The sequence below is a fragment of the Pseudomonas sp. JUb52 genome (assembly GCF_004341115.1).
GTDB classification, from domain to species: Bacteria; Pseudomonadota; Gammaproteobacteria; order Pseudomonadales; family Pseudomonadaceae; genus Chryseomonas; species Chryseomonas oryzihabitans.
Genome location: NZ_SLYS01000001.1, coordinates 395,614 through 407,617 on the forward strand (window position 1 = coordinate 395,614; position 12,004 = coordinate 407,617).

General features: G+C 64.6%; 9 protein-coding genes and 1 tRNA gene. 7 read left to right on the forward strand and 3 right to left on the reverse strand.

Annotated elements, in window-relative coordinates; translation table 11 throughout:
• Positions 1-6: 6 nt before the first annotated feature.
• The gene (locus EC839_RS01980; protein ID WP_132831998.1) at positions 7-1,332 is read right to left on the reverse strand and encodes a TRZ/ATZ family hydrolase; all 1,326 of its coding nucleotides are present in this window, start codon (positions 1,330-1,332) and stop codon (positions 7-9) included.
• Between the two features lie 118 nt (positions 1,333-1,450).
• Between EC839_RS01980 and mtnA the strand changes: the two genes are divergently transcribed.
• The 4 genes from mtnA to pheA all read left to right on the forward strand — a co-directional run bounded on the left by mtnA (position 1,451) and on the right by pheA (position 7,770).
• Positions 1,451-2,524, forward strand: a complete 1,074-nt coding sequence (gene mtnA / locus EC839_RS01985; protein ID WP_132831999.1) for an S-methyl-5-thioribose-1-phosphate isomerase — start codon at positions 1,451-1,453, stop codon at positions 2,522-2,524.
• Positions 2,525-2,756: 232 nt separating this feature from the next.
• Positions 2,757-5,588 carry a DNA gyrase subunit A gene (gyrA, locus tag EC839_RS01990; protein WP_132832000.1) on the forward strand — a complete coding sequence of 944 codons (2,832 nt, stop codon included), beginning with the start codon at positions 2,757-2,759 and terminating at the stop codon, positions 5,586-5,588.
• Complete coding sequence (gene serC / locus EC839_RS01995) at positions 5,588-6,673, forward strand: 3-phosphoserine/phosphohydroxythreonine transaminase (protein ID WP_132832001.1); 1,086 nt, start codon at positions 5,588-5,590, stop codon at positions 6,671-6,673. The genes gyrA and serC overlap by 1 nt, the downstream gene beginning before the upstream one ends.
• Before the next feature lie 2 nt (positions 6,674-6,675).
• Positions 6,676-7,770 (forward strand): prephenate dehydratase, encoded by a 1,095-nt coding sequence (pheA, locus tag EC839_RS02000; protein ID WP_027598051.1) that lies wholly within the window; start codon positions 6,676-6,678, stop codon positions 7,768-7,770.
• A gap of 24 nt (positions 7,771-7,794) precedes the next feature.
• On the opposite strand, the gene EC839_RS02005 is transcribed toward pheA, so the two are convergent.
• Positions 7,795-8,271 (reverse strand): DUF4124 domain-containing protein, encoded by a 477-nt coding sequence (locus EC839_RS02005; protein ID WP_132832002.1) that lies wholly within the window; start codon positions 8,269-8,271, stop codon positions 7,795-7,797.
• Positions 8,272-8,559: 288 nt separating this feature from the next.
• Here EC839_RS02005 and mgtE point away from each other — a divergent pair, with 288 nt between their 5' ends.
• Positions 8,560-10,005, forward strand: a complete 1,446-nt coding sequence (mgtE, locus tag EC839_RS02010; protein WP_372237624.1) for a magnesium transporter — start codon at positions 8,560-8,562, stop codon at positions 10,003-10,005.
• Positions 10,006-10,056: 51 nt separating this feature from the next.
• Here the strand turns inward: mgtE and EC839_RS02015 are convergent, their stop codons facing one another.
• On the reverse strand, positions 10,057-10,371 hold the full coding sequence (locus tag EC839_RS02015) for an Arc family DNA-binding protein (RefSeq protein WP_007160462.1): 315 nt from the start codon (positions 10,369-10,371) through the stop codon (positions 10,057-10,059).
• Between the two features lie 259 nt (positions 10,372-10,630).
• Between EC839_RS02015 and EC839_RS02020 the strand changes: the two genes are divergently transcribed.
• Both EC839_RS02020 and EC839_RS02025 read left to right on the forward strand, forming a co-directional pair.
• Positions 10,631-10,707: transfer RNA gene (locus EC839_RS02020), tRNA-Arg, on the forward strand.
• Between the two features lie 245 nt (positions 10,708-10,952).
• The gene (locus EC839_RS02025; protein ID WP_132832003.1) at positions 10,953-11,975 is read left to right on the forward strand and encodes a glycosyltransferase; all 1,023 of its coding nucleotides are present in this window, start codon (positions 10,953-10,955) and stop codon (positions 11,973-11,975) included.
• Positions 11,976-12,004: the final 29 nt, after the last annotated feature.

A 12,004-nucleotide genomic window follows, 5' to 3' on the forward strand; every position in this document is an offset into this window, starting at 1 on the left:
GGCGCGTCAGGCGCCCTGCTGGATACGGGTGGCCCACTGCTGCGCATTGGCTATGAGTTCGGCCTCGTCCAGGCGCACGAGTTCGCTCTGGCGCAGCAGCGGCACGCCGCCGACCCAGACGTCGCTGACGCGATCGCGGCCGGTGGCGTAGATGAGTTGCGAAACGGGATCGTAGAGCGGTTGCTGGGCGAGACCGCTGAGGTCGACGGCGGTCAGGTCGGCCGCCTTGCCGACTTCCAGCGAGCCCAGGCAGCGCTCCAGGCCCAGCGCGCGGGCGCCGTTCAGGGTCGCCATGCGCAGCGCGCGGTGGGCATCCAGGGCGGTGGCCGAGCCGGCGACGGCCTTGGCCAGCAGGGCGGCGGTACGGGTCTCGCCGAGCAGGTCGAGATCGTTGTTGCTGGCCGCGCCGTCGGTGCCGATGGCGACGTTGACGCCGGCCTGCCAGAGGCGCTCCACCGGGCAGAAGCCGCTGGCCAGCTTGAGATTGGACTCGGGGCTGTGGATGACATGGCTGTTGGTCTCGACGAGGTTTTCCAGGTCCTCGTCGTCCACCTGGGTCATGTGCACGGCCTGGAAGCGCGGCCCGAGCAGACCCAGGCGGCGCAGCCGGCTGAGCGGCCGTTCGCCGGTCTGCTCCAGCGCCTGCTCCAACTCGAAGGCGGTCTCGTGCACATGCATCTGGATCGGTGCCTGCAGCTGCTCGGCCAGTACCAGGATCTCTTCGAGCTTGGCGTCGGCCACGGTATAGGGCGCATGGGGCCCGAAGGCCACGCTGATGCGCTCGTGCAGCTTCATGTCGTCGAACAATTCCAGGCCGCGCCGGATCATGTCATCCGCGGTGCGGGCGCCAGGAATGGGGAAGTCGAGGATCGGCAGGCAAACCTGGGCGCGCACCCCGGTGCGATGGATCGCCTCGCAGGCCACCTGGGGATAGAAGTACATGTCCGAGAAGCAGGTGATGCCGCCGCGGATCTGCTCGGCGATGGCCAGGGTGGTGCCGTCGCGGACGAAGTCCTCGTCGACCCAGCGGCCCTCGGCTGGCCAGATGTGATCCTGCAGCCAGGTCTGCAGCGGCAGGTCGTCGGCCATGCCGCGAAACAGCGTCATGGCGGCGTGGCCGTGGGCATTGATCAGCCCCGGGATCAGCGCCTTGCCCGGCAGCTCCAGGGTTTCCTTGGCCGGCTGGCGCAGGGCCTCGGCGCGCGGCGCGAGCAGGGCGATGCAACCGTTGCGTACGCCCAGGGCGTAATCGCGCAGGACCACCCCGGCAGGCTCCACCGGCACGATCCAGCTGGGGAGCAACAAGAGGTCCAGGGGCGCGGGGGTGGGCATCTGCGGCGGTTCCAAGAGGGGCGAGCCGGCAGTATAGCGGTCCTTGCGGCGCTACCGCTAAATCCGCACGCCGATGCCGGTATACTGGCGGGCTACAGATTCAGGTCGAGGAGAGATCATGCGAGAGCGTCTGCTGGCGGCGGAAAAGATCAAGGCGATCGAATGGCGGGACGGTGCCCTGCACCTGCTCGACCAGCGCCTGTTGCCGCTGCGCGAACACTGGGTCGCCTGTCACAGCGCCGCCGAGGTGGCCCAGGCCATCCGCGACATGCTGGTACGCGGTGCCCCGGCCATCGGCATCAGCGCCGCCTACGGCGTGGTGCTGGGTGCCCGTCAGCGCGCCGCGGCGGGCGAGGACTGGCAAGCCACCGTCAGCGCCGACTTCGAACTGCTGGCGGCCTCGCGGCCCACCGCGGTCAATCTGTTCTGGGCGCTCAACCGGATGCGCGAGCGCCTGACGCGAGCGGCCGGGGAGGGCGCCCTGGCGGCGCTGGAGGCCGAGGCCGTGGCCATCCACCTGAGCGATCGCGAGGCCAATCTGACCATGGCCCAGCTGGGCGTCGAGCTGATCCGCAAGCACGACGCCAGCAAGCAGACCTTCCTCACGCACTGCAACACCGGCGCCCTGGCCACCGGTGGCTTCGGTACCGCCCTGGGGGTCTTGCGCGCCGCGCATCTGGATGGCCTGGTGGAATGCGTCCATGCCGACGAGACCCGCCCCTGGCTGCAGGGCTCGCGCCTGACCGCCTGGGAACTGGCCGGGGAGGGCATCCCGGTCAGCCTCAACGCCGATGCCGCCGCCGCTCACCTGATGAAGACGCGCAACGTCGCCTGGGTGATCGTCGGCGCCGATCGCATCACCGCCAACGGCGACGTGGCCAACAAGATCGGCACCTACAACCTGGCGGTCATCGCCATGCACCACGGGGTGCGCTTCATGGTTGTGGCGCCCAGCTCCACCATCGACATGAATCTGGCGTCCGGTGACGACATCCCCATCGAGGAACGCGCCGGTCACGAGTTGCTGGAAGCCGGTGGCCAGCGCATCGCCGCCGAGGTCGAGGCCTTCAATCCGGTGTTCGACGTCACCCCGGCCGATCTCATCGATGCCATCGTCACCGAGCGCGGTGTGGTGGAGCGTCCGGACGCCAAGAAGATGGCCGAGCTGATGAATCGCCGACGCCTGCACTGAGGTGATCGCCAGGGGCGGATACATCCCTGAATGTGTTAGAATTTCGCTCTTTGCACAGGCTTTGTCCGAAAGCCCTCGGTAGGCGGTGATGCAGTGCTGAAAACCGGCTGGAGCGCCTTCGCGCTGCCGGTGGCAGGCGCCGCCAGACGGGCTTTCGCCTCTCCTATATCAGGCTCGGCCGACATGCGGGCGAGCCCTAGCGCTTTTCAGATCAGAAGGAACCAGGCTTCTCATGGGTGAACTGGCCAAAGAAATCCTCCCGGTCAATATCGAAGACGAATTGCGGCAGTCGTATCTCGACTACGCGATGAGCGTCATCGTCGGCCGGGCCCTGCCGGATGTGCGCGACGGCCTCAAGCCGGTGCACCGGCGCGTGCTCTACGCCATGAGCGAGCTGGGCAACGACTGGAACAAGCCGTACAAGAAATCCGCCCGTGTGGTGGGTGACGTCATCGGTAAGTACCACCCCCACGGCGACACCGCCGTCTACGACACCATCGTGCGGATGGCCCAGCCGTTCTCGCTGCGCTACATGCTGGTGGATGGCCAGGGCAACTTCGGTTCGGTGGACGGCGACAACGCCGCGGCCATGCGTTACACCGAAGTGCGGATGTCCAAGCTCGCCCACGAGCTGCTGGCCGACCTGGACAAGGAAACCGTCGACTGGGTGCCCAACTACGACGGCACCGAGCAGATCCCGGCGGTGATGCCCACGCGCATCCCCAACCTGCTGGTCAACGGCTCCAGCGGCATCGCGGTCGGCATGGCCACCAACATCCCGCCGCACAACCTCGGCGAGGTGATCGACGGCTGCCTGGCGCTGATCGAGAACAGCGAGCTGACCGTCGACGACCTGATGCAGTACATCCCTGGTCCGGACTTCCCGACCGCGGGCATCATCAACGGTCGCGCCGGCATCATCGAGGCCTATCGCACCGGTCGTGGCCGCATCTATGTGCGGGCCCGCGCCGAGGTCGAGGACATCGACAAGAGCGCCAATCGCCAGCAGATCGTCATCACCGAGCTGCCCTACCAGCTCAACAAGGCACGGCTGATCGAGAAGATCGCCGAGCTGGTGAAAGAGAAGAAGATCGAAGGCATCACCGAGTTGCGCGACGAGTCCGACAAGGACGGCATGCGCGTGGTCATCGAGCTGCGTCGCGGCGAGACCCCCGAGGTGGTACTCAACAACCTCTATGCCCAGACCCAGCTGCAGACGGTGTTCGGCATCAACGTGGTGGCCCTGCTCGACGGCCAGCCGCGCACCCTGAACCTCAAGGAACTGCTGGAAGCCTTCATTCGCCACCGTCGCGAAGTCGTCACCCGGCGGACCGTCTACGAACTGCGCAAGGCGCGCGAGCGTGGCCACATCCTCGAAGGCCAGGCGGTCGCCCTGTCCAACATCGATCCGGTCATCGAGCTGATCAAGAGCTCGCCGACCCCGGCCGAAGCCAAGGAACGCCTGATCGCCACGCCCTGGGAGTCCAGTGCGGTACGCGAGATGGTCGAGCGCGCCGGCGCCGATTCCTGCCGTCCGGACGAACTGCCCGAGCAGTACGGTCTGCACGAGGGCAAGTACCACCTCTCGCCGGAACAGGCCCAGGCGATTCTCGACCTGCGCCTGCACCGCCTGACCGGCCTGGAGCACGAGAAGCTCATCGCCGAGTACCAGGAGATCCTGCTGCAGATCGGCGAGCTGATCCGCATCCTGACCAACCCCGAGCGGCTGATGGAAGTCATCCGCGAGGAGCTGGAAAAGGTCAAGGCCGAGTTCGGCGACAAGCGTCGCACCGAGATCATCGCCTCCCAGGTGGACCTGACCATCGCCGACCTCATCACCGAGGAAGACCGCGTCGTCACCATCTCCCATGGCGGCTACGCCAAGTCCCAGCCGCTGCACGCCTACCAGGCCCAGCGCCGGGGCGGTCGCGGCCGTTCGGCCTCGGCGGTCAAGGAAGAGGACTACATCGAACACCTGCTGGTCGCCAACAGCCATACCACCCTGCTGCTGTTCTCCAGTCTGGGCAAGGTCTACTGGAAGCGCACCTACGAGATCCCCGAGGCCTCCCGCGCCGCCCGTGGCCGTCCGCTGGTCAACCTGCTGCCGCTGGCCGAAGGCGAGCGCATCACCGCCATGCTGCCGGTCGATCTGGAAGCCGTGCGCCAGCAGGCGCCCATCGGTGAAGAAGACCTGGGCGAGCAGGACGACAACCTGGACATCGAAGACGCCGTGCTGGTGGAAGACGACGTCGAGAGCGAAGGCGAAGAGGGCGAAATCCTCGACGCCGACCAGGACGAGCCCACCGGCGCCTACATCTTCATGGCCACCCGCAACGGCACCGTGAAGAAGACTCCGCTGGTGCAGTTCAGCCGTCCGCGCAGCAACGGCCTGATCGCGCTGAAGCTGGAAGAGGGCGACAGCCTGATCGCCGCCGCCATCACCGATGGTGCCCGCGAGGTCATGCTGTTCTCCGACGGTGGCAAGGTCATCCGCTTCAAGGAGCGTCATGTGCGCACCATGGGCCGTACCGCCCGCGGTGTACGCGGCATGCGTCTGGCCGAGAACCAGCGCCTGATCTCCATGCTGATCCCCGAGCCGGGCGCCGAGATCCTCACCGCCAGCCTCAATGGCTTTGGCAAGCGCACCGCCATGGCCGAATACCCGCAGCGTGGTCGCGGTGGCCAGGGCGTGATCGCCATGGTCATCAACGAGCGCAACGGTCCCCTGATCGGTGCCATCCAGGTGCTGGACGGCGAGGAGATCATGCTGATCTCCGACCAGGGCACCCTGGTGCGGACGCCGGTCGAGGGTATCTCCCGTACCGGCCGCAACACCCAGGGCGTCACCCTGATCAAGCTCGGCAAGGGCGAGAAACTGGTGGGCCTGGAGCGGGTGCAGGAGCCTTCGGTGGACGAAGAGCTGCTGGACCACGAAGCCGAGCTGGACGACGAGGTGCTCGACAAGGAACTGCCGGTCGACAGCCACGAACCCGACCAGGACGATGTGCTGCCCGGTGCCAGCGACGTGCCGAGCGATGACCTGCCCAACGAGGATGACGAGTGATGAGCAAGCGTGCCTACAACTTCTGCGCCGGCCCGGCGGCCCTGCCTGAAGCTGTGCTGCGCCAGGCCCAGGCCGATCTGCTGGATTGGCAGGGCCGTGGCCTGTCGGTGATGGAGATGAGCCACCGCGGTGAAGACTTCACCGCCATCTCCAACCAGGCCGAGGCCGACCTGCGCGAGTTGCTGGCCATCCCCAGCAACTACAGGGTCCTGTTCCTGCAGGGCGGCGCCAGTCTGCAATTCGCTCAGCTGGCGATGAACCTGATGCCCGAGGGCGGCAAGGCCGACTACATCGATACCGGCATCTGGTCGCGCAAGGCCATCGAGCAGGCGCGGCACTATGGCACCGTCAACGTCGCCGCCAGTTCCAAGGGCTACGACTACTTCGCCATTCCGGGGCAGCATGAATGGCAGCTGTCCAAGGACGCCGCCTACGTCCACTACACCCCCAACGAGACCATCGGCGGCCTGGAATTCGACTGGATTCCGGACGTGGGTGACGTGCCCCTGGTGGCGGATGCCTCTTCCGACATCCTCTCGCGTCCGCTGGACGTCTCGCGCTTCGGGCTGATCTACGCCGGGGCCCAGAAGAACATCGGGCCCAGCGGCCTGGTGGTGGTGATCGTCCGCGAGGACCTGCTGGGTCGCGCCCGCGCCGCCTGCCCGACGCTGCTCGACTACAAGGTCGAGGCCGACAACGGCTCCATGTACAACACCCCGGCCACCTTCTCCTGGTACCTGTCGGGCCTGGTGTTCAAGTGGCTGAAGGAGCAGGGCGGTCTGTCCGCCATGGAGCGCCTGAATCGCCAGAAGAAGGAGCTCCTGTACGGCTTCATCGACGCCAGCGACTTCTACAGCAACCCCATCGCCAAGAACGATCGTTCCTGGATGAACGTGCCCTTCCGCCTGGCTGACGAGCGCCTCGACAAGGCCTTCCTCGAGGGCGCCGAAGCGCGCGGCCTGCTGTATCTGCAGGGCCACCGTTCGGTAGGCGGCATGCGCGCTTCCATCTATAACGCCGTGACCCTGGAAGCCGTCCAGGCGCTGGTGACCTATCTGGCCGAATTCGAGAAGGAGCACGGCTGATCATGTCGGAACACGAGCTCAAGGCCCTGCGCCTGCGTATCGACAGTCTGGACGAACGCATCCAGGAGCTGATCAGCGAACGTGCCCGCTGCGCCCAGGACGTGGCACGGGTCAAGATGGGAACGCTGGCGGAGGGCGAAAAGCCCGTGTTCTACCGGCCCGAGCGCGAGGCCCAGGTGCTCAAGCGGGTCATGGAGCGCAATGGCGGTCCGGTCCGCGACGAAGACATGGCGCGGCTGTTCCGCGAGATCATGTCCTGCTGCCTGGCCCTGGAAGAGCCGCTGCACGTGGCCTACCTCGGCCCGGAAGGCACCTTTTCCCAGGCCGCGGCGCTCAAGCACTTCGGCAAGGCCGTGGTGACCCGGCCCATGGCGGCCATCGACGAGGTCTTCCGTGAGGTCGCCGCCGGCGCCTCCAACTTCGGCGTGGTTCCGGTGGAAAACTCCACCGAAGGGGCGGTCAACCACACCCTGGACAGCTTCCTCGAGCACAACCTGTCGATCTGCGGCGAAGTGGAGCTGCGCATCCACCACCACCTGCTGATCGGCGAGAACACCAAGGCCGACAGCATCACCCGCATCTATTCCCACGCCCAGTCACTGGCCCAGTGCCGCAAGTGGCTGGACTCCTACTACCCGAGCGTCGAGCGGGTGGCGGTGGCCAGCAATGCCGAAGCGGCGCGGCGGGTAAAGGGGGAGTGGAACAGCGCGGCCATCGCCGGCGACATGGCGGCCTCGCTCTATGGCCTGACCCCGGTGCAGCAGAAGATCGAGGATCGCCCGGACAACTCCACGCGCTTCCTCATCATCGGCAACCAGGAAGTGCCGCCCAGCGGCGACGACAAGACCTCCATCATCGTCTCCATGCAAAACAAGCCGGGCGCCCTGCACGAGCTGTTGCTGCCGTTCCACACCAACAACATCGACCTCAGCCGGATCGAGACGCGGCCCTCGCGCAGCGGCAAGTGGACCTATGTCTTCTTCATCGATTTCCTCGGCCACCAGGCCGATCCGCTGATCCGCGATGTGCTGGAGCGCCTGTCCACCAGTGCCGTGGCGCTCAAGGTCCTCGGTTCCTACCCCCGCGCCGTGCTCTGACACGGTGTCAGCCGGTTGCGGGCGTCAACGTCGACGCACGCAACCCTGGTCATCGAAGGTCACCAGGCGCGAGCGTTCCTTGCGCTGGCGCGCCTCGTAGTGATAGCGAGTCAGCGCATCCAGCTGGGAAATCCGCTGCGGCGGTCCCAGGGCGTTCTCCACGTCCGCCCGGCTCATGCCGATCTTGACTTGCCCCCGGATGATCGCCTGCCGCCTTTCGCTGGGGCTGAGCAGATCGCCGCACCCATCCGTCCTGGTAGCCACTACCGTCGGTGCGCGTGGGGCCTCCTTGCGCGGAGTGGCTTTCGGTTTCGCCATCAGCGTGGGCCTGGCGCCGCCCGGGCGGGGATTGTCCGCGCGTTGCAGGCGGCTGTCGCTGTCCGAGGCACAGCCGCTGGCGGAAAAGGTGAGGTGGCCGGCGGCATCTTCGCAACGATAGACCGTGGCCGACTGGACAGAGGCGCAGCCCAGCAACAGGCCGAGCACGACGAGCTTCTTCATGGGACGTCCTCCTTGACGTAGCGCTCAAGCTTAGCGGAGTAACGACCGCTGGACGAGCGTTGAAATCGCGGCTTCGACACCGGCCCAGAGCCCTTGTAAATAGCTGTTTTGAAAACCTTTTGCATTCGCACCTGCAACCGGTCCGGTGTATCATCCCCGCCGTCAGCCCCGCCGGGGCAGTGGTCATCCCCCCTTATGGACTTACCCAGTCAACACTCAATCGCCTTTTTCGTCCCGTTGTTGAGATAGGGTTCGTCGGTGCGCTCCGCCGGCGGGCCGGAGTGCGCTATGACCGTAGTGAACGAAGCAGAAATCAGAAAGCCCCACGAGACGCTGCAGGAGCGTCTCGCCCAGGTCGTCGAGTTGCTGGAGCGCTACGACCTCGCCGTCGAGGCGCGTGAAGACCACGACCGCGTCCCCGTAGCTCCCGCCGATATTCCCGAAGAAGGCCTCGAAGAGCTGCGTGCCCGGCTGGACGAACTGCATCCGGCCGACGTCGCCTTCATCCTTGAAGCCCTGCCGCAGGAAGACCGCCTGACCGTCTGGGGGCTGGTCAAGACCGAGCGCGATGGCGAGATCCTGCTGGAAGTCTCGGACGCCGTTCGCGAGACGCTGATCGCCGACATGGACGATCAGGAAATCCTCGCGGTAGCCGGTCAACTGGACGCCGACGAACTCGCCGATCTGGCGCCGGACCTGCCGCGCGACGTCGTCCATGAGCTGATGGAAGCCCTCGACGCCCAGCAGCGCGAGCGGGTGCGCTCCGCGCTGTCCTACGAAGAGGACCAGGTTGGCGCGCTGATGGACTTCGAGATGGTGACCATTCGTGATGACGTCGCCCTGGAAGTGGTGCTGCGTTATCTCCGCCGGCTGAAAGAACTGCCCGATCACACCGACAAGCTGTTCGTGGTCGACAACGACAGCATCCTCAAGGGGGTGCTGCCGATCAAGCGACTGCTGGTCAACGATCCGGAAAAGCTGGTGGTCGAGGTCATGGCCAAGGAGGCGGTGGCCTTCCATCCGGACGGCGACGCCTACGACGCGGCCCAGGCGTTCGAGCGCTACGACCTGGTTTCGGCGCCGGTGGTGGACAAGAACGGCAAGCTGATCGGCCGTCTCACCATCGACGAGATGGTCGACCTGATCCGCGAGGAAAGCGAAAGCGAAGTCCTCAGCATGGCCGGTCTGCGCGAAGACGAAGACGTCTTCGCGTCGGTGTGGAAATCGGTCGGCAACCGCTGGACCTGGCTGGCCACCAACCTGATCACGGCCTTCATCGCCTCGCGGGTCATCGGCCTGTTCGAAGGTTCGATCGAAAAGCTGGTGGCCCTGGCCGCGCTCATGCCCATCGTCGCCGGCATCGGTGGCAACTCGGGCAACCAGGCCATCACCATGATCGTGCGCGCCATGGCGCTGGGGCAGATCAGCGTGACCAGCACCGCGCGCCTGCTGCGCAAGGAAATGGGTGTCGCCCTGTGCAATGGTGTCATCTGGGGTGGGGTGATAGGGCTGGTGGCCTTCTATCTCTACAGCAGCTGGTCACTGGGCCTGGTGATGATGGGTGCCATGACCCTGAATCTGCTGCTGGCGGCGTTCATGGGTGTGCTGATTCCCATGACGCTGCAGCGCTTCGGTCGCGACCCGGCCATGGGGTCGAGCGTCCTGATCACCGCGGTCACCGACAGCGGCGGTTTCTTCATCTTCTTGGGGCTCGCCACCCTGTTCCTGATGTAGGGCAGGGCGGGGTGCAACGGGCTACCCAGGCGCAGGGCAGCCCGGACGCCGTCAGGATGCGGCGTCGATGTCGTGGGCGATCAGCGAGATCAGAGCGTTCTGCTGGCGACCCGAGAGTTGCCGAAAGCGCTGCAGCAACTCCCGCTCACTGGCGGTGATCTCCGGACTGTCCAGGCGAAGCCCGGGTTCGTCACCAAGGGCGCCCTCTTGCTGCAAGCTCTGCTCGAGTCGCGCGATGATTTCGGAGTTCATGCTGCGATGATGGTTGCGGGCCACATCCGCGATGCGCTCTCGCATGCCCTCGGGCAGACGCACGACGAATTTGTCAGCGGTACGGCTTGAGTAGGATCTAATGGCCTGGGTCATTGAGGTACTTCATCTGGAGTCAAAAATCAGTGAAGGCGTAAGCCCTCGTCTCGTTCCGCTAGCACTCACGGCACCTTGGACTCTGTAACCACCTGTCCCTAGGTATCTGTTTTTATTGACGTCAATTTACCGACGTACAGAACAAATTACAAAGCTGCCGAAGAACTTCCTGCCTATGCCAGTCCTTGCGCACTGCAGCGCTACTTGAACCGGAACATGACAAACCTTCCGCTGCTCGTTACCATGAGCGCCCTTTCCTGTCCCAGTAGCTCAATTGGATAGAGCATCCCCCTCCTAAGGGGAAGGTTGGTGGTTCGACCCCACTCTGGGACACCAGATTCCTTTCCAGTACCTCTCCTCACGATTCGACGCCTTGAAGTGCCCTTGCCGAACCGATACAGCAGTTTGGAGGATAGGGCAAAAACGGCGACCTTGTCCGACTTCCAAGCTCTTCCAGTAGCGATTTGTGGCTGTGATCACAGCATAGAGCAGCAGACGAAAACCTGCCGAATTTATCTGTACTCTCCGTTGGCTAACCGTCTGCATTGCATGAATCTGGAGCGCCTCTGGAGGTTCGCGTCATGGCCTTTTATCCCGTCCTACTTTCAGTCGTGTTCGTTGTGCGTAATCAGGCTACCGAGTTGCAGAGCGTCCTGGAGCGCGCCGCAACTGTCATCGGTCCCTTGGTAAGTGACTACGAACTTATCATTGTCGACAACGCCTCTTCTGATGACAGCGTAGCTCGATTGAAGCAACTCACCAGCATCAATGGCCTGCCCAATCTGCAGGTATATGCCCTGACCAAGGAAGTGGACTCCGATACCGCTGCCTGGGTGGGACTGGAGAATGCGCTGGGGGACTTCGCGGTCGTCATAGATCCGGAAACCGATGACATCGCTTTCTTGCCCGACATGTTGCAACAGGCTGCCGGTGGCATCGACGTGGTGTTCGCCAACAATCAGCAGAAAGTTCGGCAGACCCTGCTGTACAGTCTTTGCTCCAGAGGCTTCAACAGCCTCTACAAGCAGTTCAACGGCGTCGATCTGGCCAAGGATGCGCCTCAGTACCGGATGCTCAGCAAGAAGGTCATCAACTACATCCTGCGCCATCCCGCGCCGGCGCTGACCTACCGCCATCTGCCGGCGACGGCGGGCTTCTCGCGTATCAATCTCGAATACAGCATGCCGCCGCGCAGCACCAAGCCCAAGCGGCTGTCCGGCAGTTTCGATCGCGGTGCCCGGCTGCTGGTGTCCTCCACCCGCAAGCCCATGCGCATGGTCAGTTTCCTGTCCATCGTCGGCGCCCTGTCCAATCTGCTCTATTCGATTTACGTCATCGCCATCGGCCTGTTCAAGGATGACGTCGCGCCGGGTTGGGTGACGATTTCATTACAGCAGTCCGGCATGTTCTTTCTGATTTCGCTGGTCCTGCTGGTCCTCGGCGAATATGTCCTGCAGTTGACCCACAGAGTCAACGAAGGGCCGCTCTATCATGTTGCCCAAGAGTTCACGAGTGCGGTCATGACGCGTCGTGACAAGCTCAATGTCGAAGTAGTGCAGGGCGGTAATGCCGCAAGGCCGGCCACTCAATCCGGCATGGCCTGACGATCATGAGAGATGCGATCGTCATAGGT